17 protein-coding genes are annotated in these 22,869 nt (G+C 76.0%); 11 read left to right on the top strand and 6 right to left on the bottom strand.

Annotated elements, in window-relative coordinates:
- Nucleotides 1–150 precede the first annotated feature (150 nt).
- Together IE294_RS06255 and IE294_RS06250 are read right to left on the bottom strand one after the other, a co-directional pair.
- Nucleotides 151–996, bottom strand: a complete 846-nt coding sequence (locus tag IE294_RS06255) for an SMP-30/gluconolactonase/LRE family protein (protein WP_189883085.1) — start codon at nt 994–996, stop codon at nt 151–153.
- On the bottom strand, nt 993–1,766 hold the full coding sequence (locus tag IE294_RS06250) for an IclR family transcriptional regulator (RefSeq protein ID WP_189883082.1): 774 nt from the start codon (nt 1,764–1,766) through the stop codon (nt 993–995). The genes IE294_RS06255 and IE294_RS06250 overlap by 4 nt, the downstream gene beginning before the upstream one ends.
- A 96-nt stretch (nt 1,767–1,862) precedes the next feature.
- Here IE294_RS06250 and IE294_RS06245 point away from each other — a divergent pair, with 96 nt between their 5' ends.
- On the top strand, nt 1,863–2,462 hold the full coding sequence (locus tag IE294_RS06245) for a hypothetical protein (RefSeq protein ID WP_189883080.1): 600 nt from the start codon (nt 1,863–1,865) through the stop codon (nt 2,460–2,462).
- Between the two features lie 17 nt (nt 2,463–2,479).
- Here IE294_RS06245 and IE294_RS06240 read toward each other — a convergent pair whose 3' ends face one another.
- Nucleotides 2,480–3,379, bottom strand: a complete 900-nt coding sequence (locus IE294_RS06240; protein ID WP_189883078.1) for an ATP-grasp domain-containing protein — start codon at nt 3,377–3,379, stop codon at nt 2,480–2,482.
- A gap of 145 nt (nt 3,380–3,524) precedes the next feature.
- Here IE294_RS06240 and IE294_RS06235 point away from each other — a divergent pair, with 145 nt between their 5' ends.
- The 4 genes from IE294_RS06235 to IE294_RS06220 are packed head-to-tail and all read left to right on the top strand — an operon-like array spanning nt 3,525 to nt 8,201.
- A complete protein-coding gene (locus IE294_RS06235; RefSeq protein ID WP_189883375.1) occupies nt 3,525–4,625 on the top strand; it encodes a MerR family transcriptional regulator in 1,101 nt (366 codons plus the stop codon).
- Between the two features lie 10 nt (nt 4,626–4,635).
- Nucleotides 4,636–5,241, top strand: coding sequence for an O-methyltransferase (locus tag IE294_RS06230; protein WP_189883076.1), 606 nt, complete (start codon nt 4,636–4,638; stop codon nt 5,239–5,241).
- Between the two features lie 55 nt (nt 5,242–5,296).
- Complete coding sequence (locus IE294_RS06225; RefSeq protein WP_373315787.1) at nt 5,297–6,781, top strand: acyl-CoA synthetase; 1,485 nt, start codon at nt 5,297–5,299, stop codon at nt 6,779–6,781.
- The gene (locus tag IE294_RS06220; RefSeq protein ID WP_189883074.1) at nt 6,774–8,201 is read left to right on the top strand and encodes a carboxyl transferase domain-containing protein; all 1,428 of its coding nucleotides are present in this window, start codon (nt 6,774–6,776) and stop codon (nt 8,199–8,201) included. The genes IE294_RS06225 and IE294_RS06220 overlap by 8 nt, the downstream gene beginning before the upstream one ends.
- A gap of 18 nt (nt 8,202–8,219) precedes the next feature.
- On the opposite strand, the gene IE294_RS06215 is transcribed toward IE294_RS06220, so the two are convergent.
- On the bottom strand, nt 8,220–11,831 hold the full coding sequence (locus IE294_RS06215; protein WP_189883072.1) for a S8 family serine peptidase: 3,612 nt from the start codon (nt 11,829–11,831) through the stop codon (nt 8,220–8,222).
- Between the two features lie 253 nt (nt 11,832–12,084).
- Between IE294_RS06215 and IE294_RS06210 the strand changes: the two genes are divergently transcribed.
- The 5 genes from IE294_RS06210 to IE294_RS06190 all read left to right on the top strand — a co-directional run bounded on the left by IE294_RS06210 (nt 12,085) and on the right by IE294_RS06190 (nt 20,485).
- On the top strand, nt 12,085–12,537 hold the full coding sequence (locus IE294_RS06210; protein WP_189883071.1) for a CU044_2847 family protein: 453 nt from the start codon (nt 12,085–12,087) through the stop codon (nt 12,535–12,537).
- On the top strand, nt 12,537–14,279 hold the full coding sequence (locus IE294_RS06205) for a VMAP-C domain-containing protein (protein ID WP_189883369.1): 1,743 nt from the start codon (nt 12,537–12,539) through the stop codon (nt 14,277–14,279). Before IE294_RS06210 ends, IE294_RS06205 begins: the two co-directional genes overlap by 1 nt.
- A gap of 44 nt (nt 14,280–14,323) precedes the next feature.
- Nucleotides 14,324–15,358, top strand: coding sequence for an AAA family ATPase (locus IE294_RS06200; RefSeq protein WP_189883069.1), 1,035 nt, complete (start codon nt 14,324–14,326; stop codon nt 15,356–15,358).
- Entirely contained in the window at nt 15,358–19,290 is a 3,933-nt protein-coding gene (locus IE294_RS06195) for an SAV_2336 N-terminal domain-related protein (RefSeq protein WP_189883067.1), read from the top strand. The genes IE294_RS06200 and IE294_RS06195 overlap by 1 nt, the downstream gene beginning before the upstream one ends.
- 157 nt (nt 19,291–19,447) lie before the next feature.
- Nucleotides 19,448–20,485 carry a rod shape-determining protein gene (locus IE294_RS06190; protein WP_189883065.1) on the top strand — a complete coding sequence of 346 codons (1,038 nt, stop codon included), beginning with the start codon at nt 19,448–19,450 and terminating at the stop codon, nt 20,483–20,485.
- 19 nt (nt 20,486–20,504) lie between these two features.
- Here IE294_RS06190 and IE294_RS06185 read toward each other — a convergent pair whose 3' ends face one another.
- Both IE294_RS06185 and IE294_RS06180 read right to left on the bottom strand, forming a co-directional pair.
- Nucleotides 20,505–21,467 (bottom strand): anti-sigma factor RsbA family regulatory protein, encoded by a 963-nt coding sequence (locus tag IE294_RS06185; RefSeq protein ID WP_189883063.1) that lies wholly within the window; start codon nt 21,465–21,467, stop codon nt 20,505–20,507.
- Complete coding sequence (locus IE294_RS06180) at nt 21,464–21,751, bottom strand: STAS domain-containing protein (protein ID WP_229917031.1); 288 nt, start codon at nt 21,749–21,751, stop codon at nt 21,464–21,466. The genes IE294_RS06185 and IE294_RS06180 overlap by 4 nt, the downstream gene beginning before the upstream one ends.
- A 224-nt stretch (nt 21,752–21,975) precedes the next feature.
- On the opposite strand from IE294_RS06180, the gene IE294_RS06175 reads away from it, so the two are divergent.
- A complete protein-coding gene (locus IE294_RS06175) occupies nt 21,976–22,737 on the top strand; it encodes an ANTAR domain-containing response regulator (protein WP_189883059.1) in 762 nt (253 codons plus the stop codon).
- Nucleotides 22,738–22,869: the final 132 nt, after the last annotated feature.

The raw sequence follows: 22,869 nt of genomic DNA, 5'->3' as shown, positions 1-22,869 counted from the left end.
GAACTGCGGTTCCGTCGGTTGTGGGGTGCCGTGGCCGCTGCCGGCCGGCGTAGCCGCGGGCAGTCGTGCCGCTGGGGCGGCACGGGTGGGCGCGGCGGCACCCCGTCAGCGCCGGGTCGCGCGGCCCACCCCCGAGCCGCGTCGGTGGGCTCAGCCCTCGAACGCCGGTTGGGGCAGGCCCTTGCCGGCGCCGGGCACCACGAGCAGGGAGCCCGACAGAGGGTCGGAAGGCGGCAGGCCGGTGCGGGCCGTGGTGACGTAGAGGTCGGTCAGGCCGGGGCCGCCGAACGCGCAGGCCGTCGTGCGGGGGGTCGGCAAGGTGATCACCCGGTCCAGTTCGCCGGCGGGCGTGTAGCGGCGGACCGCTCCCCCGTCCCACAGGGCCACCCACACACAGCCCTCCGCGTCGACGGTCAGCCCGTCCGGGAAGCCCGCGCCCTCCTCGATCTCCACCAGCGTGCGGCGATCACGGATGCCGTCCTCGTCGTGGTCGAAGACGTCGACGCGCCGGGTGGGGCTGTCGACGTAGTACATCAGGCGGCCGTCGGGGCTCCAGCCCGTGCCGTTGCTGACCGTGACGTCCGGCAGGACCGTGCGCACGGCGCCGTCCCCCGTCAGCCGGGACAGCGTGCCCCCGCCGGGCGCCTCGTCGTACCGCATCGTGCCCGCCCACAACGATCCGTCGGGTGCCACCGCCGCGTCGTTCGCGCGGCGCCCGGCGACCGGCTCGTGGTGCAGCCAGCGGAACGTGTCGTCGGGGTCCAGCAGGCCCACGCCGTCCCGCAGGTTGAGCACCAGGCCGCCGCCCGCCCGGGGCTTGGCCGCGCCGACGTGCTGCGGTGCCGTACGGATCGTGCGCCGGCCGGAGGAGGGGTCGTAGGTGTGCAGCCGCGCGCCCAGGATGTCCAGCCAGACCAGCCGGCCCGTCGCCGGGTCCCAGGTGGGTCCCTCGCCGAGTGCGGCCTCCGCCCGCACCGCGACCTCGTACGCCGTCATGCCGCGCTCCGGTGGCCCAGTCGCTCCGACAGTTCCGCCGCGCCCTTCGCGGCCAGTTGCTCCAGCTCGGCCCGGCGCTCGTCGCTCCAGCGGATCATCGGGACGGAGATGGACAGCGCGGCCACGACCCGTCCGGCGCGGTCGCGGACCGGCGCGGCCACGCAGGAGACGTCCGGGTTGGACTCGCGGTTCTCCACGGCGATCCCGCGCTGCCGGATGTCCGCGAGGACCTCGCGCAGGGCGGCCGGGTCGGTGATGCTGTTCGGGGTCATCGCGGCCAGTTCGGTCCCGTCGGGGATCCGCGCGGTCAGCTCCGGCTCGGGCAGCGAGGCCAGCAGCATCTTGCCGACGGAGGTGCAGTGGGCGGGCAGGCGGCGGCCGGCGGCCGAGACCATGCGGACCGCGTGCGTGGAGTCGACCTTGGCGATGTAGATGACGTCGGTGCCCTCCAGGATGGCGACGTGCACCGTCTCGTCGCAGGTCTCGGCGACGGAGCGGGCCACCTGCTGGCCCTCGGCGGCGAGGTCGAGCTGCTCGGCGTAGCGGCTGCCGAGCTGGTACGGGCGTACGCCGAGCCGGTACCGTCCGGGCTGGCCGGGCACCTGCACGATGTACGACCGGGCGGCGAGCGTGGTGACCAGCTCGTGCACGGTGGTGCGGGGCAGCTGGAGCTTGCGCACGATGTCGGGGGCGGAGAGCGTCCCGTCCCCGTCGAGGAACAGCTCAAGAATGTCGAGAGCCCGGGTCACGGCAGGCACGAGGCGTCCCACGTCCGGCCCCCTCCCTTGGTTCAGCGTCTGCGTTCGAGATTTCAACAGACGATCGGCATGACGAACACAGGCTAGTCATGGTGGGTGGCGCGGGCAATGGCCGGGAACGACCCCGTGGTCACGGGCACCATGGACACCATGGATCTCGACTTCCAGCTGGTCCTGCTGCGCCGCATGGCCGACCACAACCCGGACCTCGTGGAGGACGCCCGGCGCCGGCTGGGCGCCTCGGTCGCGGACATGCGGGAGGCCAACAAGCGGTGGCAGGCCATGGTCCGCTCACCCCGGTCCCGGGGCGCCGCCGCCCGGTACCGCTCCGTCCTCGGCGAACCGGAGTCCGTGGTGCCGCGCCGGCTGGGCGACGTCGACTGCGAGGCCCGGCGGTGGGCCCTGCCGCTCTGGCCCGCCCTGCGCTTCGAGGTGCTCGTCGGGCCCGACGGCGGGGTCTGGAACGAGTGGCTGGTGCGGGCGCCCGGTGCGCCGGCGCCACGGCTGCGCACGCTGGAGGATCTGACCCCGTGGTCCTGCACGGTGGACGAGGCCGCCCGCGCCTTCGCCCCCGCCCGTCCGCTGGAGGGCACCGCCCCCACCCGGTGGGGGCTGGCCCTCACCGCCCCCGACCACGACGGCGCACGGCGGCAGGTGGTCGCCGAGTTCACCTGGGGGCTGCTCCAGCGGACGGCCGTCCTCACCTGAGCGCCGAGTGCGCGGGGTCAGGTGACCGTCGGGCCGGCCGGGGCCGCGTCCTCGGCCGCCGCGAGGATCGCCTCCGTCACGCGCGGCAGCGAGTCCGGGTGCAGCCACAGGAACAGGTTCGGCTCGACCAGTTCCAGTTCCATCAGGCGGGGCTCGCCGTCCTCGCCGTCCACCAGGTCCACGCGCGCGTACAGCAGTCCGGGCACACCGGGCACGGCCGCCAACGCCTTCTCGGCAACGGCGAGTTCGGCGTCCGTGGGCTGCCAGCGCTCCAGATCGGGGTGGGCCACCTTGTCGGCGTCGTACGGGGTGCCGGGGGAGAGCACGGCCCCCTTGCGGCTGGCGTGCAGCAGCCGCCCGCCGAAGAACTGCAACGCCCGCTCACCGCGCACGTCGATGCCCGGCATGTACGGCTGCACCATCGCGGTGAAGCCCTCCGCGTGCATGCGCGCCAGGTGCCGTACCGCCGTGTCGTGCTCGGCGGGCGTGTAGCGGGCGGCGAACCGGGCGCCCGCGCCCGAGGTCGGCTTGATCACGAACTCGTGGCCGGCCGGCAGGTCGGCCGGCTCGCCGGGGGCCAGGTAGCGGGTGGGGACGGTGGGCACGCCGGCCGCCGCCAGCTCCCCGAGGTACCGCTTGTCGGCGTTCCAGCGCACCACCGGGGCCGGGTTGACGAGCCTGGTCAGCGCGCCGACCCGGTCCACCCAGGCGGCGAACTCCGCGGCCCGCCAGCTGTAGTCCCAGGTCGAGCGGATGACGACGAGGTCGTACCCGCCCCAGTCCACCGCCGGGTCGTCCCAGTACCGGGCCTCCGCCCCGGCACCGGCGTCCGTGAGCGCCCGCACCAGCGCCGGCAGGTCCGCGTCCCTGCTCGGTCCGGCTCCGGGGTCGTAGGTGGCGAGGGCTATGCGGGGCACGGCAGACTCCCTGTCGTACGCGGGTTCGGCGGTCGGTGCGGCTGCGAGGCTAACAAGCGCCGTGGGAACCGGGACAGCCCCGTTGACCTTCCCCTTCGGTCAGGCCCCAGCATCGGTGGCGGACGACGAGACGCGCGAGGTGCGCATGGAACTGCTGACCATCGGGGCGTTCGCGAAGGCGAGCCGGCTGTCACCGAAGGCCCTGCGCCTGTACGACGAGCTGGACCTGCTGCCGCCCGCCCGGGTCGACCCGGACACCGGTTACCGCTACTACGCCCCCGCCCAGTTGGAGCGGGCCCGGCTCGTGGCCTGGCTGCGCCGCCTGGGCATGCCCCTGGCGGAGATCCGGGCGGTGTGCGCCCTGGACGCGGCGGACGCGGCCCGGGAGATCCGGGCGTACTGGGCGCGGGTGGAGGCGGAGACGGCCGTACGGCGGGACCTGGCCGCGTTCCTCGTCGAGGAGCTGACCGGCGAGTCGAGAGGGAGACACACCACCATGCTGGAACTGCGTTACGCGGCGCGTTCGGACCGCGGGCACGTCCGCCCGGCCAACCAGGACACGGTGTACGCGGGCCGCAGGCTGCTCGCCGTCGCCGACGGCTGCGGCCCGGCGGGGGCGCCCGCGAGCCATGCCGCCGTGGCGGCGCTGAGGTTCCTGGACGAGCGGGAGGAACCGGCCGCGGGCAGTGTGCTGAACCTGCTGGAGGAGGCGGTGCGCGGGGCGAACGAGGCCGTGCAGGACCTCGCGAGGGCCGCGGGGGAAGGCGGCGAGGAGAGCGGGACGACGCTCACCGCGCTGCTGTGGACGGGGTCGAAGCTGGCCCTGGTGCACATCGGGGACTCGCGGGCGTATCTGCTGCGGGACGGCGGGCTGTTCCGCATCACCCACGACCACAGCGTGGTCCAGTCGCTGATCGACGAGGGACGGCTGTCGCAGGAGGAGGCCGAGAGCCATCCGCAGCGGGCCTTGCTGCTGAAGGCGCTGGGGACCTCCGGTGCGCCGTCGGTGCCGGACCTGCGGGTACGGGAGGCCCGGGACAAGGACCGGTACCTGGTGTGCTCGGACGGGCTGACCCGGGTCGTCCCCGACGCGCTGATCGAGCGGCTGCTGGCCGCCGAGGCCGATCCGGAGGCCGTCGTACGGTCCCTGATCGGCGCGGCCAACGCGGCGGGCGGTCCCGACAACGTCAGCTGTGTCGTCGCCGATGTGGTGCGATCCGCCCGCCCGTCCGTCCCCGTCGGCTAGAACCGGTTGTATGGCACAGCACGGCACCGACGCGTACACCGGTGCGGACGGGCTGCCGCCGCTCGTGCGGCACGCCCTGGCCGCCGCCCGCGCGCACGGCTTCCCCTTCTCCTGCCGGCCCGAACAGGGCCGCCTGCTGCACACGCTGGCGGGCGGCGCCCGGCTCCGGATCGGGGAGACCGGCACCGGGCTCGGCGTCGGCCTGGCCTGGCTCGCGTCGGGGGCCGCCCCCGGGGTGCGGCTGGTCAGCGTCGAGCGGGATCCGGAGCGGGCGCGGCGCGCCGCCGAGGTCTTCGCCGGCCGGCCCGAGGTCACCGTGCTGACCGGCGACTGGCGGCGGATCGAGGAGTACGGCCCCTTCGACCTGCTCGTCCTCGACGGGGGCGGGCAGGGCAAGGCGCCCGGGGACGCGCCCGCCGACGTGGAGCGGCTGCTGGCGCCCGGCGGCACGGTCGTCGTGGACGACTTCACGCCCGCGGCCGGCTGGCCGCCCCTGCACGAGGGCCGGGTCGACCGGGCCCGGCTGCACTGGCTGGAGCATCCGGCGCTGCGGGCGGTCGAGCTGCGGCTCGCGGCCGATCTGAGCGCTGTCGTCGGGACGCGGGTCCTGGTGTAGGAAGGTGCTGTCGTCCCCGGCAGTCGGCACCGTCCGACAGTAAGGAGTGCGCCGCGTGTCCTCCCTCTTCCCCGCCCTGACGGACGGTCCAGGTGAGCGCAGCGAGATGGGGGTCCCCCCGGACGAAGTCTGGGGGAGGGTCGCCCTGCGGTTCGGACCACGGTCCCTGACGTACGGCGGGCTGGCGGGCGCCGCGGGTGCCCTGGCCGCGCGGATCGAGGGCTCCGGCCGGGTCGCCGTGTGGGCCACCGCGGAGCTGGAGACCGCCGTCGCGGTGACCGGCGCGCTGCTCGCCGGGGTGGCGGCGGTGCCGCTCAACCCGAAGTCGGGCGAGAGGGAACTGGCGCACATCCTGTCCGACAGCGCCCCGTCCCTCGTGCTCGCCGCGCCCGGCGTCGAACTCCCGCCGGTGTTCGGTGACTTGCCGCGGATCGAGGTCGACGCGTCCGCCACCGGTGCCGTGCCTCAGGAGCGGGCCTCGGACGGTGACCCGGCGCTGATCGTCTACACCTCCGGCACCACCGGCCCGCCCAAGGGCGCGGTCCTCCCCCGCCGGGCCCTGGCCACCACCCTGGACGCGCTCGCCGACGCCTGGCGGTGGACCGGCGACGACGTGCTGGTGCACGGGCTGCCGCTGTTCCATGTGCACGGGCTGGTGCTGGGCGTCCTGGGCCCGCTGCGGCGCGGCGGCTGCGTACGGCACCTGGGGCGGTTCTCCCCCGAGGGCGTGGCCCGGGAGCTGAACGCCGGCGCGACCATGGTGTTCGGGGTGCCGACGATGTACCACCGGATCGCGGAGGCGCTGCCCGGCGACCCGGAGCTGGCCAAGGCGCTCGCCGGGGCCCGGCTGCTGGTCTCGGGCTCGGCCGCGCTGCCGGTCCACGACCACGAGCGGATCGCGGCGGCGACCGGACGCCGGGTGATCGAGCGGTACGGCATGACCGAGACCCTCATGAACACCAGCGTGCGGGCCGACGGTCAGGCCCGGGCCGGGACGGTCGGGGTGCCGCTGCCGGGCGTGGAGCTGCGGCTGGTGGAGGAGGACGGCACGGAGATCACCGCGTACGACGGGGAGAGCGTCGGGGAGATCCAGGTGCGCGGCCCGAACCTGTTCACCGAGTACCTGAACCGGCCCGACGCCACCGCCGCCGCGTTCACCGCCGACGGCTGGTTCCGCACCGGGGACATGGCCGTGCGCGAGCCCGACGGCTACGTCCGCATCGTCGGCCGCAAGGCCACCGACCTGATCAAGAGCGGGGGGTACAAGATCGGGGCCGGTGAGATCGAGAACGCGCTGCTGGAGCACCCGGGGGTGCGGGAGGCGGCGGTCACCGGGGAGCCGGACGCCGACCTGGGCGAGCGGATCGTGGCCTGGATCGTCCCGGCGGACCCGGAAACCCCGCCGGGCGCCGAGGAGTTGGCGGACCACGTGGCCCGGCGGCTGGCCCCGCACAAGCGCCCCCGGGTCGTCCGTTACCTTCAGGTGCTCCCCCGCAACGACATGGGGAAGATCATGAAGCGGGCCCTGTCCGATGCCTGAGCGGCTCTCGGCACGGGAGATACTCGCGCTGGTCGCGGACGCGGACAGCTTGCGTGAACTGCCCGCTCCGGTGAGGGAGTCGAAGCGGGACGACGGCCCGCTCGGCTGGCAGGGCTACGACGCCTCCCGCGACCGTGCCGCCGCCCGCACCGGCGAGCAGGAGTCGGTCGTCTGCGGCACCGCGCGCGTCGGAGGGACCCGGGCCGTCCTGATCGCCTTCGAGTTCGGCTTCCTGGGCGGCTCGCTGGGCGAGCGCACCGGGGACCGGCTGGAGGCGGCGTACACCCATGCCCGCGAACACCGGCTGCCGGTCGTGCCGTTGATCGCGACCGGGGGCAGCCGGATGCAGGAGGGCATGCTCGCGCTGACCCAGCTCCAAAGGGTGGCCCGGCAGTCCGCGCTCACCCGCGAGGCCGGGCTGCCGCAGATCGCGGTCCTGCGGGACCCGACGACCGGTGGCGGCTGGGCCACCCTCGGCGCGGGCGCGGACATCGTCCTGGCCCTCCCCGGCGCCCAGGTCGGCTTCGCCGGCTCCCGGGTCCGCCCGCCCGGCGCGGACCCGGCCGCGTACACGGCGGAGTCCCAGCTCACGGCGGGTTCGGCGGACGCGATCGTGGCGCCGGCCGAGCTGAAGGGGGTGCTCGGGAGGTGGCTGCGGCTGCTGTCCGGGCGCGAGGCGCGAGTCGCGCCGGGCGTCACACCGACCGACAGCGCACAGCCCACCGCCCTCGCCCCGCCATCCACCCAGTGGGCCACGCCCGCCCCCACCCCAGAGCCCGCCCCCGTGCCGGGTGCGCTCGGGCGGGGCGGGCTGCCCGGGACCGGGTGGGAGGCCGTCGAACGGGCCCGAGCGGCCGAACGGCCACGGGCGCACGCCTACCTGGACGCCTACTTCGACGACCGGCTGCCGATCAGCGGTGACCGGTGCGGCGGTACCGATCCCGACGGGATGCTGTGCGGGTTCGGTGAGCGGGACGGCCGTACCGTGGCCTACGCGGCGCAGACCGGCACGGCGACCCGCCCCGCCGGGTACCGCACCGCCGCCCGGCTGATCCGGCTGGCGGACCGGCTCGGCATCCCCGTGCTGACGCTGGTGGACACCCCCGGTGCCGCGAACGACGCGGAGGCGGAGCGGCAGGGCGTCGGCGCGGCCGTCGCCGAGGTGTTCGGCGCGGTGGCCGCCGCCCGGGTGCCGGTCACCACCCTCGTCATCGGCGAGGGCGGTTCGGGCGGCGCGCTCGCGCTGGCCGCGCCCGGCAACACCTGGGCCACGCCGGACAGTTACTTCTCGGTGATCGCCCCGGAACTGGCGGCCGCCATCCTGAAACGCCCACCGGAGGAGGTCCGGTCGACCGCGGACCAGCTCCGCATCCGTCCACAGGACCTGGCGGAGCTGGGCGTGATCCGGGGCGTCGTCTGAACGCCCTCGGCCGCGGCGCTACCGGACCGCCACCGCCCGGATGATCTCCTGCGTCACCGCTCCCCCCTTGTCGTCCCGGGCCGAGGCCCGCAGCGACACGGAGGACGCGCCGCGCGGCACGGTCAGCGTGCCGCGCCAGGAGGTGTCCCGGCCGGTGCTCAGGGGAACCGTCCGCCAGGTCGTGCCGTCGTCGTACGACACCTCCAGCCGGCCCCCGCCGAGCCTGCCGGTGCCCGCGGCGTGCGCCACGTACGCGGCGCCGATGGCGACCGGTACCCGCCGCCCGCCGCGCACGGCACCGGCGAGGTCGGTGTCGAGGTCGTAGGCGAGGTTGATCAGCGGCAGGTACGTCCAGTGGTCCTCCGGGGTGGCCGCCGAGCGGAAGGTCCACTCGGTGTGGCCCCGGGTGGCGAGCCGCCACCGGCCGGCGTCGAGGGCGGTGTCGGTGACGACCTGGTACGTGTGCTCGTCGGCGGGCGCGTCCCGGACGTAGGCGGCAGAGCCGGTGTTCTGGTCGACCAGGGTGCCGTCGAGCCGGACGGAGGTGGTCTGGCGCATCCCGCTGTCCTCGCTCCACACGTCGCCGAAGCCGGTGTGGTCGGGGCCGGAGTCGCCCCAGCCGGGCACGTTCACCTGGATCTGGTTCCCGGCCCGTTGCTGGCCCCAGCCGAGCCCGGTGCCCAGCCACGGGTGCCACACCGGCCGGAACCAGTGCAGCGCCGGCCGGGTCCCGCCGTCGTAGCGGACGAGCCCGCCGCGCTCCTCCAGCGCGCCGTCGCCGGCGGTGACGGACTCGTGCCACAGCTGGCCGGGTCCGGTGGAGACGTAGTCGGTGCGCCGGGCGGGCAGGGCGACGCGCTCCTGGAAGCCGAGGCCGATCGGGAAGGTGTCGGTGATCGAGTACCGGAACTCGCCGCCGCCCTGCGGCCGTGCGGCGTGGAAGGCGACGCGCACGGCGGCCAGTTGCCGGGTGCCGGGCGCGTACGTGAGGTCCCGGTCCGGGATGGCTCCGCGGTGTCCCTCGGAGAGGTCGTACACGTACGGCGAGTCGGTGGTGCCGGTCATGTCGGCCCGGCCCAGCGCCCTGAGGCGTGCCGCGTCCGCCTGGTTCACGGTGGCGATCAGCAGGGGCCGGTCGGCGTTGTCGTCGGTGCCCCACCAGGCCATCAGCCGGCCGGGCGCGTCGTCCGTGACGAACAGGGCCTTGGCGCCCGCGTCCTGCGCGGCCCGCGCGAGCGCGGCCGGGTCGGCGCCGGGGGCGAGGCGGGCGAGCACGGCCTTGCCGGACACCCCGGTGACGGGCCCGTCGCCGACGTCCACCAGGGGCAGTCGCGTGCGGCCCGCGGTGAGGGTGCCGCCCGGCTGGACGGTGGCCTCGCCGACGCCCTCGACCTCAAGCCGCGGCTTGGCCAGCCGCCATACGGTGCGGTACTCGAAGGTGCCCTGCGTGACCTCGGGGGTGGGAGCGGCGAAGACGCTGTCGTAGGTGAGGGGCACCTGGACCGCGCCGAACAGGTCGGCTCCGTTCGCCTTCCGGTCGTACTCCATCACGAGCTGGTGGGTCTCGGTGCGCCGGTCCACGGCCGCGCGGACCTCGCGCAGCGTGCGGCCGTCCAGGGTGATGTCGCGGTCCCGGTCGAGGGCGATCTCGGGGGCGGTGAGGAAGCCGAGGCCGAGGGAGTCGGCGCCGTGGCCGCCGGGCACGTCGAGGAAGGTGGCGAGGGAGTAGGTGCCGGGTTCCAGGCGCAGCCGGAGCGTGCCCGAGTCGCCGACGTGGACGGGCTCGGCGTCCGCGCCCTCGGCGAGCCGCTGCACGGTGAGGTCGGCGGCGGCGGGCGCGCCCGTCCGGTCCTTGACGTGGACGGTGAGCGTGTACCGCTCCTCCTCCTTGACCAGCCCGAACACGGTGTGCGCGACCGTGGCGCCGGCCGGGTCGGTGGCCACGATCTGCCCGCTGGTGTCGCCGACCGGTGCCGTGGCCGCGTCGCCGGTGACGGTGGTGGAGGCGGTGCCGTGGGCGGGCACGGTGAGACGGTCGTCGGCGAGGCGGGCGACGCCGTCCGGGGCGCCGCGCACCGACAGCCGCAGGTCGACCGGGGTGCCGGTGGAGTTGGTGTAGGTGACGGTCCGGGTGACCGGCTCGTCCGCCTCGTACGGCCAGGCGTGGAAGCCGAGGTCGGCGCTGCCGGTGGCGGTGACCGTCGCGTGCACCGCGTCCGGCACGCTCACCCGGCCCGCCCCCAGTGTGTAGGCGGAGGCGTCGAGCTGTTTCGAGCTGGACATCAGCGCGTCCTTCAGCCGCGCGCCGGTCCAGTCCGGATGCCGCTCGGCGAGCAGCGCCGCCACCCCCGCGACCTGCGGGGTCGCCATGGAGGTACCGCTCATGGAGGTGTAGGGGCCGGTGCCGCCGGTGAGCCCGGAGCGGGCGGCGAGGATGTCCACGCCGGGGGCGGCGAGGTCGGGTTTGAGGGCGTTGTCGCCGTAGCGGGGTCCGGCGGAGCTGAACCAGGCGGCCTGGTCGGCGGAGTCGACGGCGCCGACGGTGAGGGCGGCGTCGGCGGCGCCCGGTGAGCCGATGGAGGAGGGGGCTCCGGTGTTGCCGGCGGCGACGACGAACAGTGCGCCGGTCTCCTTCGAGAGGGTGTCCACCGCCTGCGCCATGGGGTCGGTGCCGTCGCTCGCCTCGGTGGAGCCCAGGCTCATGGAGACGATCCGGGCGTGCACGTCCCGTGCCGCCCATTCCATCCCGGCGATGATCTGGGACTCGCTGCCCGAGCCCTGGTCGCCGAGCACCTTGCCGACGGCGAGGGTCGCGCCCGGCGCCACCCCCTTCTCCTTGCCGTCGGAGGCGGCGCCGCTGCCGCCGACGGTGGAGGTGACGTGGGTGCCGTGGCCGTTGCGGTCGGCGACCTCCTGCCCGTCGACGAAGCTCTTGGTGACGCCCACCCGGTCCACGAGGTCGGGGTGGCCGAGGTCGGCGCCGGTGTCCAGGACGGCGACGGTGACGCCCTTGCCGGTCAGCCCCGCGTCCCAGCCCGCCGCTGTGCCGATCCGGGCGTTGCTCTCGGCGAGTTCGGCCCGCACGCGCCCGTCGAGCCACACCTTGTCGATGCCGGGCGTCCGGGTGAACGACCGCCAGAAGGCGCGCCCCTTGCCGGCCTGAACGGCGGCCCCGCGCAGACTGGGCAGCGCACGGGTCCGCTCGGCACCGGCCGGGGTCGCGGTCCGCGCGCTCCGGTCGTAGGTGACGATCAGCGGCAGGGCGTCGGCCTCGGCGTCGGTGAGCCCCTGCCGGATCAGCCCGCTGACGTCGAACAGCCGCCGGTCCAGGGTGCCGGCCCGCAGGTACGGCAGCGCCTCGTCCGGTACGACGGTGAGGTGGCCGTCGCCGCGCTGTGTCCGTACGGCACCGGTGGCGCCCGCGGGCCGTCGTACGGTGACCGTCTGTCTGCCGTGCCCGAGGTCGGTGACGGTCACCTTGTCGCCGGTGACGAGGGTGACGGTGGTGGTGCCGCTCGCGCCGGGGCCCTGGGGACGCGGTGCCGCGAGGGCCGGGCCGGCCGGGAGCAGGGCGCTCACCAGCCCCGCGGCGAGCAGGGCGGCCCCGCGTCTGACTGGTCCTGTGCTCATCCACGCCTCTTCTCGTGTGTGGCGAGTCGTGTCGTCGAGTCGTGCCGTGCGAAGTGCGTCGCGTGCTGGGACGAGTGTGATGTGCCGCTCGTCGTACGGGAGTTGGCCGGTGCTGACGGAAAGGCGCCCTGGCGGGTTCTCGCCGGCCTCGGGACATGTCCCGTCCCTCAGCGCCGCGTGTGTGACTCCGGCGGCACCGTCCGTAACATGGGGTGGTCACTGGTCGGGTACGACGGGGGAAGCGAGCGTCAGCGTGGACGAGTTGGTGGAGTTCAGGACCGAGGACGGCGCGCTCGTCGTGGTGGAGGGTGCCGCCGGCACCCGGTCGGGAGCCCGCCTCGTCTCGCGCGGCGAGGGGCCGGCGCAGGCCGCGCGCACCTTCGAGGGAGCGCTCGACGGCGTACGGGCGGCTGCCGCGTCCGCGCTGCGGGTCTTCCGGGACGGCAGCCTGCGCCCGGACGCGGTGGAGATCGAGTTCGGCGTGCGGCTGACCGCGGAGGCCGGTGCCGTCATCGCGAAGGGGTCGGCGGAGGGCCACCTGGTCGTCAAGCTCAGCTGGTCCCCCGGGCAGGCGCCGGACCAGGCCGCCCCGGGGGAGAACCCGCCCGCGTGGGCCGCGTCCGCGCAGCACGCGTCACCGCCGGCGGTGCCCGGCCAGGCCGCGCCCGACCGGAGCGTGCCGGGCCCGGAGTCCGCCGACCGGTGATGCGCGGCGCTGCCTGGCAGGCCCGGATCGCCTGTGGCGACGCGGTCGGGGCGGGATTCCTGGTCACCGGCCGCCGGCTGCTGACCTGCGCCCATGTCGTCAGGTGGAGCGACCGGGCGGCGGTGACCGTCACCTTCCCGCACGCACGCGAGCTGGGCGCGCTGTCCGCCTCGGTCGTCGCCCACGGCGGCTGGGCGGGCGGGGTCACCGATCCCGGCGATGTCGTCGTACTCGAACTGGACCGTGACGTCCCGCTCGCCCCGGCCGGTTTCGCCCCGCCGCACGCCGCGTACACCGAGCCGTACCCCCGGCTGGTCGCGTACGGCTTCCCCGAGGGCTATGACGAGGGCACGCTCGCCGAGTGCCAGCCCGTCTCCGGCCAGTTGATCGCTGGGGAGTGGCTGGAGCTGGTGGCGTGGCAGGGGCACGGGCAGCCGCTCGTGGACGGGTTCAGCGGGGCGGCGGCGACGCTCCCGGACGGCAGGGTGGCGGGCATGGTCACCGCGGCCGTGGGGTCGTCGCCGGACGTGCGCAAGGGCCGGATGCTGCCGCTGGACGTGCTGGCCCGGTACTGGCCGGAGCTGGGCGAACTGGTGCCCGCTCCGGGCCACCGGGACGACGCCCGCCGGCGGCTGTACGCCCTGCTGCGCCGGGCCGTGGCCGCCGCCGACCCGGTGGGCGACCCGAACCGGCTGTACGTGGACGCGGTGGGCGCCTTCGGGCCGCCCCTGCCCCCGGGCGGCTTCCCCTCCCTGTGGGACGCCGCCGCCTATGTGCAGTGGGAGGTCCCCGATCCGCAGGCGGTGAGCCGGTTCGCCGACCGGCTGCTGGAACTGCTGGACCCCGAGGCGGTGTCACGGGCCCCGGCTGTCCCGGACACCCCGGCCCCGGCCGGCACGTCGGCGGCTCCCGCCTGGTCCCCGGTGGTCGTGGAGATCGATCACAGCGGTGCCGGTCCCGACCAGGTGACCGTGGAGGTGTCCGCCTACCGCGACGGCCGGCGCCGGCCGGTGGGCGCCTGCCGGCTGCCGCGCACCGGGGTGCGGGCCTACGTCCAGAGCCGCATCGACGAAGCCGTCGCCCACCTCGCCCCTGACGCGGACGAGCTGGTGACGTTCGTCCTGCCGCGCGAGTGGCTCAACGAGGCGGTGGCGCGCTGGGAGTGCGGCGCGGACGACAGCACGCCGCTCGGCTGCGCCTACCCCCTCGTGGTGACCGACCGGGCGCGCCACCACAGCGGCCGGCTGCGCCACCAGTTGCGCAAGAAGTGGCAGAAGCTGGACTCCGGCGGCGGGGTCGAGGTGCACCGGGTCGAGTGCGGCACCCGGGAACGGCCGCCGAGCCTGCGCAAACGGCTCTGGGACGGCGACGCCGGGGTGGCGGGCTACGCGGCCCCGCCCGCGGCGGCACGGCAGCACTTCGAGGTCGGTCTCACCGTGCCCGTCCCGGTCCTGCTGTGGCCGCGCACCGGCTCCCCCTGCGCCGGGCACGAGGAGGCGTCCGGCACGGACACCGCCCCCGGGGAACCGCCCTGTCCCGGCGCCGCGTTCCTCGACCGGCTCGCCGCCTCGGTCGCCGGCGTGCCGCCCGCCGAACTCCCGCGCCACGTCCTGTCGTTGCGGCTGACCGCGGACGCCGCCGACGAGCCGGACCGGCACTGGGCGAGAGACCTCCAGCTGCTGTGGGACGACCCGCGCTGCTTCCCCGAGACCACCGCGAGCCTGCACTCGCCCGTCGCCTGACCCACCGCACGACCGAACCGCCCCCCCACGGAGAAGAAGAGCCCATGCCCCTGTGGCCCGTCTACACCGGTACGAACGAGCCGCACGACGGCATCACCGAGCTGCCCCCGCCGCCGCCCTGGCGGGCCTTCGACGGCGGGCCGGTGCTCCCGGCGCCGGACGCGTCCGCCGACGCCTCCGCCGTCTCCCCCGACCGCACGCACCGCGCCGAGACGTACCGGGCCACGGCGGAGACGGTCCAGCTCGTCAACGCGGCCCTGTACCTGCGCCGCCCGCTGCTGGTCACCGGCCCGCCCGGCACCGGCAAGTCCTCGCTCGTGTACGCGGTCGCCCGTGAGCTGCGGCTCGGCCCGGTGCTGCGCTGGAACATCACCAGCCGCAGCACGCTCCACGACGGCCTCTACCAGTACGACCCGCTCTCACGGCTGTACGCGGCCCGGCAGGAGGCCGCCCGGCAGGGCGGGGCCGAGGGCGCGGACGACCGGTCGGGCATCGAGGACCATCTGCGCCTGGGCCCCCTCGGCACCGCCCTCCTGCCGTACGCCCGGCCCCGCGCGCTGCTCATCGACGAGATCGACAAGAGCGACCTGGACCTGCCCAACGACCTGCTGAACGTGCTGGAGGAGGGCCAGTACGAGATCCCCGAGCTGGTGCGTGCCGCGCGGCTCGCTCCGGACGGCGTCGCCGAGGTGCTGGCCGACGGCACCGACGAGCGGGTCCCGGTGGCCCGCGGGCGGGTCCGCTGCCGGGCCTTCCCGTTCGTCGTCCTCACCAGCAACGGCGAGCGCGAGTTCCCGCCCGCCTTCCTGCGCCGCTGCGTCACCCTGCACCTGCGCCAGCCCGACGACCGCCAGCTCGCCGGGATCGTCCGCGCCCACCTGGGCGAACCCGACGCCCACGCGCGCACCCTGATCGACCGGTTCCTGTCCCGGGCGGGCACCGGCGACCTCGCCACGGACCAGCTCCTCAACGCGATCTACCTGGCCCGCTCCGCCGACCTGGACGCCGACTCCCTCGACCGGCTGGCCGAACAGCTGATGCCGTACCTGGGACAGACCGCGCGGTCCGATGTCTTCTGATGTCCGCTGAGTCCTCCGGGGCCGCCCCGCGCCCCCGCTCCCCGGACCCCCTGGTCCGCCTGGCCGACCTCCTGGCCGAGGCGGCCCACGGGGTGCGCCCGACCCCGCTGGAACTGGCCGAAGTGCTCTGGCTGGCCCGGCAGATGACTCCCGACGCGCACGACGGCGCCCCTGCCCCCGCCGGCCTCGCCGCTCCCGCTCCCACCGGGCCCGGGGCCCCGGAGCGGGACGCCCCGGCCCCGGCCCCGGCCCCGCCGCCGAGGGAGCCGGCAGGGCAACCGGAGCCCGCCGCCGAGCCGCCCTCCCGCGTCCCCCTGCACCTGCCCGCCCGCCGTCCCGCCCCGGCCGCGGACCGGTCCCACACCCCGCTGCTGGCCCCGGCGCCCCCGATGCTGCGCCACCCGCTCGCGCTGCAACGCGCGCTGCGCCCCCTGGGACGCCGTACCGAGGCACCCGTGGGCCTGGAGCTGGACGAGCCGGCGACCGCCGACCGCATCGCCCGCCTCGGCGCCGACCCCGCGTGGTGGCTGCCGGTGCTGCGTCCCGCACGGGAGCGCTGGCTGCGCCTGAACCTGGTGTACGACGCCGGCCCCACCATGCCGGTCTGGCGGCCCCTGATCCGCGAACTGCACACGGTCCTGGCCCAGTCGGGCGCCTTCCGCACGGTCGCCCTCCACCGCGCCGCCGCCGACGGCACCGTGCGCGGCCCCGCCCCGCACACCCCCGCCGACGGCCGTACCGTCACCCTCCTGATCAGCGACTGCATGGGCCCGCAGTGGCGGGAGGGCCCCGCCGGCACCCGCTGGTTCGCCACCCTGCACCGCTGGGCGCGCCGGACGCCCCTGGCCGTCGTCCAACCGCTCCCGGAACACCTGTGGCGGGACACCGCCCTGCCCACCACCCCGGGCACCCTGTCGGCCCCGCACCCCGCCGCCCCCACGGCGACGCTCGCGTTCACCCCGTACGAGCCGCCCGAGTCCGCCGTGACCGGCGGTGCGGTCCCGCTCCCCGTGCTGGAGCCGGAGCCGCGGTGGCTCGGGCACTGGGCCGGGCTGCTCGCCACCCCGGGCGGCGGGGGGTTCCCGGGCGCGGTCGCCCGGCTGGGGCGCCCGCTGCCGGCGGACGCCGAGGACCGTACGGACGTCGGGCTGCTGTCCGCCGAGGAGCTGGTGCTGCGGTTCCGGGCGACCGCCTCCCCGGAGGCGGTCCGGCTGGCCGGCCATCTCGCGGTGGGCCGCCCCGACCTGCCGGTGATGCGCCTGGTCCAGGCCGCCGTCGAACCCGATCCGCGCCCCCAGCACCTGGCCGAGGTGATCGTCAGCGGGATGCTCACCACCGCCCCGGACGGTCCGCCCGGCTCCTACGCCTTCCGGGACGGCGTGCGCGAGCTGCTGCTGCTCGGCCTGCCCCGCACCGACCGCCACCGCACCACCGGACTCCTCGACCGCATGGGCGAGTTCATCGACCGCAGGGCGGGCCGGGCGCCGGGCGAGTTCCGGGCGTCGGTCCCGGCCGCGCGGGGCACGGGGACGGCCGCGGAGGGCGATCCGTTCGCCACGGTCAGCGAGGACACCGTCCGGCGGCTGACGGCGGACGACGCCGGGGAGCCGTTCGCGGGGCGGTACCGGCTGCTGCGGCAGGCCGGGGGCACGGCGGGCCGCACGGGCTGGCTCGCCCGGGACACCCGGGACGGTGACGCGCTCGTCGTGCTGCACCGGTATCCGCCGGGACGGTCCCCCGCCGCCTTCCGGGACCTCGGCCGGCGCCTCGGCGAGCTGCGCCACCCCGGGATCGCACCGGTCCGCGACCACGGCGTCGCCGACGGATCCCCGTACTTGGTCCGGGAGTTCGTCCCCGGCCCCACCCTGCGCCGACGCCTCCAGGACGCTCCGGGCGGCCTGCCCGCCGAGGAGGTCCGCGCGCTGCTCCCGCCGCTGGCCGAGGCGGTCCTCGCGCTGCACGCGCAGGACGGGCCGCGCGGGGTGCTGGACCCGCACGCCGTCGTGCTCGGCCCGGACGGTCCGGTCCTGACCTGTCTGGACTCCGCGCCGGTGGTCCACGGGAGCCGGGAGAAGGCCCTCCAGGCGCTCGGGGGCATCGCGCGCGCCCTGTACCCCGACGACTCCGACGCGCTCGGGACGGAGCTGGCCCCGGCCGTCGCGGCGCTCCTCTCCGACAGCCCGCAGGCCCAGCGGCGCGGCGCCGAGCTGCTTGTGCGGCTGGGGCGGGGGCGGCAAAGCGGTCCCGCCGGTGCGACTGCCGACCGGGCCGAGATCCGCTTCACGGCCGACGGACTCACCGGCCGCCCGGAAGCCCGCATCACGCTCGAAGCCACCGTGCACGAGATCCTCGCGCGCGGCTCCCTCAGCCCCCGGCAGTACGAGGCGGAGGTCCGCCCGGACGGCTACCTGGTGCGCACCGCGCCCGGCGCCTATCTCCTGCCCGTCCTCGTCGCCGTGCTGCGCGAACTCCCCCAGGCGCTCGCCCGGCTGAGCGACCCGCCGCGGCTGCGGGTGACGTTCGGCCGGCCGCCCGTCCAGCTGCCGGAGGAAGCCGCGGACGTGCTGGTCGTCGTACCGCCCGCCCTGTACGACGACTTCGCCGCCAGCTCCGCCGCCCGGCGCTCGCGGCGGTTCCGGCCGCTGTTCGGCGACAGCGCCCCGGACAGCCCGCCGGCCGCCTGGTACTGCCCGCTCGGACCGGGGTCCGCCGAACCCGGGGAGCGGGATCTGGTGCGGGGCCCGTTCATCACGCACGACCTGCGCGAGCTGGGCGTCCCCACGCCGGGGCGCACGGCCGTCGTCCACACGCGGCCCGACGGCCCGCTGACGCTGCTCGACCCGATCCGCCCCTACGGCACGCGTCCACCCCGCCCGGAGACGTACTACACGGTCGACCTCACCCCGCACGAGACCCGCAGGATCGTGTCCCTGCCGAGTTCCGGCAAGGGCGCGTTCACCGCCGCCGTGAAGCTGTCCTGGCGGGTCGACGATCCGGTGGCGTTCGTCCGCGCCGAGGCCGCCGGTGTCTCCGGGCTCCTGCTGGAGCACCTGCGCGGTGCGGCGGCCCCCGTCGCCCGCCGGTATCCGCCGCGCCGGGCGGGCGCGGCCCAGCGGGCGGTGAACGCCGGGGTGGACGACTGGCCGGTCCCGGGACTGACGGTGTCGTACGCCGTGCAGCTGGTCCCCGAGTGGGCGCCCGCGCCGGCGGCGGAGCCACCGGTCCCGTCCCGCCGGCGGCTGACGGCGCTCCTCACGGGCGCCGAGACGGTGCTGGTCGGCTTCGACGGGCCCCTCGCCCGGCTGTTCCCGGCGCAGACGGCCCGGGAGGCCGTTCTCGACCTGCTGTCCGTCGTAGCCGACCACCGCGATCCGCAGGACGCGCTCACGGGCCGGCCGCTGCCCGTCGCGGGCGCCCCCGGCCGGGAGGCGTTCACGCACCCGCTGGACCTGCTGCGCGCCTTCGCCCACGACGGGCTCGGCCCGCTGCTGCGGGCGCGGCTCGACGAGCTGGAACTGCGGGCCGTACCGGACGCGCCCACGACGCACCGCTCCTTCGCGCTCGTCCGCGTCCTGCACCGGTCCGGCCGCCGGGTCAGCGTGGTGACGGACGTGTCCACCCAGGCCGTCCACCGCTGCCTGGAGCCCTACCGGCTGCCCCTCGCGGGCATCCACGGCCGCCGCGCCGACCTCAGCCTGCTGACGCCCCACCCCGACTGTCTGCTGCGCGCCCTGACCGCCGTCGGCACACCGGCCCGTTCCTGCGTGCTGATCAGCTCCTCGGTCGCCGAACTCACCGCGGCCCAGCAGCTCGGCCTCCGCTTCGTCGGCTACGCGCCCACCGCCGCCGGCCGGCGCGTGCTGCGCGAGGGCGGCAGCGAGGTCACGGTCTCCTCCCTCGAACCGCTGGTGGAGGCCCTTCACGCCCGTTGACCCGCCGACACTCCGGGGCGGCCGGACATTACGCCCGTTCGGCGGCACCCCGCCCGGCGGCCCAGGAAGGGCGCCCGCTCCCGGGCCCGCGCAGGATTCCAGTGAGCCCGCCGGACAGGCGGGGGACCCAAGGCCCGCGCACTCGGGAGGATCCGCCGTGACCGTCAGCCTGGAGCGGCTGCGCCGCTGTCACTTCGCCGTCGACCTCGGGGCGGCCCGCACCCGCGTGTACGTGAAGGGCTCCGGTCTGGTCGTGGACCAGCCTTCGGTCGCCGCCGTGAACACCCGTACCGGCGCGCTGATCGCGGTGGGCGAGTTCGCGGAGAAGATGACGGGGCGCACCCCGGACTACATCAGGGTCGTACGGCCCATCGCCGGAGGCACGGTGGTGGACATCGAGATGGCCCAGCGGATGCTGCGGCACCTGCTCGGCGACAAGATGCGCCGGGCGCTGCGCCGCAAGCCCCGGCTGCGGGCGGCGGCCTGTGCCCCGCACGACGCCGATCCGCTGGCCCAGCGCGCCACGACAGAGACGCTGGTCGGGCTGGGGGCCAGACGGGTGGAGCTGGTCGACACGCTGATCGCCGCCGCCGTGGGGTGCGGGCTGCCGGTGGAGCGGCCCGAGGCCACCATGGTCATGGTGTGCGGGGCGGCGGCGACCCAGGTCGCGGTGCTCTCGCTGGGCTCCATCGTCACCGCCGAGCGGATCCCGGTGGGCGGCGAGGCCGTGGACCACGCGATCGTGCAGCACCTGCGGCACGCGCACGCGCTGATGCTGCCCAGCCAGGCGGTACGGCCGCTGCAACTGGCCCTGTCCGGCAACGGGCTGACCTCGCACGGTCCGGCGTCGACCGAGATCCACGGCCGGGACGTGGCGACGGGGCTGGCGCGTAGTGTGCGGGTGGACACCGCCGCCGTGCGCGACGCGATCCAGACCCCGCTGACGGCTGTCCTGGACGCCATCGGCAAGGTGCTGCGCGAGTGCCCGCCGGACCTGGTGGCCGACCTCGCCGACCGCGGGATCATGATGGTCGGCGGCTCGGCGCTGCTGCCCGGGTTCGACCAGATGCTGCGGCAGGCCACCGGGATGCCGGTGCGCATCGCCGAGCGGCCCGACGTGTGCGCGGCGCAGGGCCTGGGCGCCATGCTGGAGGGCCGGATCGAACCGCTGGTCCTGGACCCGCTCGCCACCTGAGCCCGCTCGGGGGGTGCCGTCAGCGGCGCAGGTAGGAGCGGATCGTCGTCCCCTCCGGGCCGGTGTGCGTGCGGACCAGGTCCGACACCAGGTTGACCAGCAGCAGTCCGCGTCCGCCCCGCTGGTCGCGGGTGGCGGGGCGGCGGCCGGCCAGCGGGTCGGCGAGACGGCCCTTGTCGCGGACCTCGCACAGCACGTACCCGTCCTCGGGCCACACCGTGAGGACGCCGGTGCCCCCGCCGTGGACGACGCTGTTCGTGGTCAGCTCGGCGGTGATCAGCGCCAGGTTCTCCAGGGCCAGGCCGGTCAGGCCGAGCCGGGCGCCGTGGTCGGTGGCCAGGTGCCGGACGGCGGACAGGGAGTCCTCGTCGAAGGAGAGGCGCAGCAGGCCGGGGCCGGGGTCGGGGGCGGGCGGCAGCGGCTCGTTGTAGCGGGAGACCACGCCGTCGGGGTCGTAGGCCGCGCTGGTCCGTTCGGCGCCGGAGCCGGCCGGGATGACGACCGGGTGGGTGGCGTACGCGTCGGCGAGCGCCCGCTCGTCCAGGCGGGCGGTGTCGTACGGGCACAGGATGGTGACCTCGCGGCCCCGGAACGCCGCGTTGATGAGCGCCTCGTGCTGGGCGCAGGCCGGGTACTCGGCCGGGCTGCGGCCCGCCCAGACCGGCTCGCCGATGATGTGGACCCGGCGGCCGGGCGGCTGGGCGTCGGCGAAGGCGCGCAGCACACCGGGGATGATCCGGCCGGGGTTGCGTCCGGCCTCCCGCATGTCCAGGAAGCGTACGGCGGCGCCGTCGGCGCCCAGCTCGTCCTGGATCAGCCGCAGGTTCTCGCCGGGGACGGCGACCGCGACCGGCTCGCCGGCCGTCAGCGCCGCCCGGACGAACGGCACGGTGCCGGCGACGTACTCCCGCGCGTCGGCGTAGAAGAGCGCGGGGTGCACGAAGGGGCCCGCGGTCTGTGCGGATCCGGTGGTCGCGGTCATGACGTCCGCACCTCGATCCCCGGCAGACCGGGCCACAGCAGGTCCAGTATCCGTGGCAGGGCGTCCGGGGGCCGGTCCAGCACCAGACGCCGGCGCCCGCCGAGGTCGCGGGCGGCGTCCGCCAGTGCGCCGGCGCCCGCGACGTCGACGAAGGTCAGCGCGGAAAGCTCCAAGTAATACACGTCCTCGCCCTCGCGAACGGCCCGCTCCAGCGCGCGCTCCCAGATGCCGCGCGTGCCCAGGCTCACCTCGCCCGCCGCCCGGAATCCGGTCCGCCCGGCCAACGGGGACACATCGAGCCGTGGTGCCGAGGGCGCCGGAACCGCCGGCCTCGGCACCACGGCCGGCCGGGGCCGCGCCGGTTCAGCTGCGTTCACGCCGTCTCCCAGCCGCACGGGTACACGAGTGCCCAGTATGCGCCTCGGCTCCCCCGGATGGTGTGTAGGGCCCTGCGCATGGGGCATGCGAGCTGGGGAACGACCGACGGCGGAGCGAGACGAGAGACACGATGTCAGCTGCACGCGCACCGCACGCCGGGCGGCTGGACACCCTGGCCGTCGACGGCACCGCGGAGGGCGACCGGGTGGTGCTGACCGCGCGCGGTGAGCTGGTGAGGGGCTGTACGCAGCCCCTCACCAGGGCGCTGGCGGCCCTGCCGGCGGGCGTGGCCGGGGTCGACCTGGACGCGTCCGGGGTGACCTTCCTGGACACGGCGGGGCTGGCGGCCCTGGACACGCTGAGCGCGTACGGCCGCCGGCACCGGGTGCCGGTACGGGCCACCGGCTGGCGGGGGCAGCCGCGCCGGGTGCTGGAACTGGTGGGCCTGGACCCCGTGGATCCGCTGAGCGCCGCCCTGCCGGCGGAGCTTCCGGCCCGTACCGTCTCGGCGGTCGCCCGTGAGCACGCCGAGCAGTCCGAGCAACTGCACGTGCTGCGCCTGGAGGTCGAGCAGCTGCGTCATGCCATGGACTCCCGCCCGGTGATCGACCAGGCCCGGGGCATCCTGATGGCGACGCACGCGTGCACCCCGGACCAGGCGTGGGAGATCCTGCGGGAGGCGTCCCAGCGGTCCAACACCAAGCTGCGGCAGGTGGCGTCGGCGGTCACGGAGAGCGCGGCGCCGAACGGCCCGGCCCCGCCGGAGCCGCTCAGGACGGCTCTGGCCGCCGCGGTCCACCGGGCCGGTGCGGCCGTCAGTACGGCAGGACGCGCCCCGAGGGGGTCCTGCGGTCGATCTCCTGCCCGCGCGGCGCGGCGGGCCGCCGGCTGACACGTACCCGGATGCGACGGTCCATGACGCCCTCCTGCTGCCGACACCACCCGGCTGCACGCCGGTAGGAGGTGCGTGCCCAGGAGCTGACCGGTTCAAGCCTGGACCGCTCAACTCTTCTGTTCGGCACGG

Origin of the sequence: Streptomyces canarius (assembly GCF_014650735.1) — a bacterium.
Classification (GTDB): domain Bacteria; phylum Actinomycetota; class Actinomycetes; order Streptomycetales; family Streptomycetaceae; genus Streptomyces; species Streptomyces olivaceoviridis.
The sequence above is the reverse complement of the archived record's forward strand: the minus strand, read 5'-3'. Positions and strand labels throughout refer to the sequence as shown.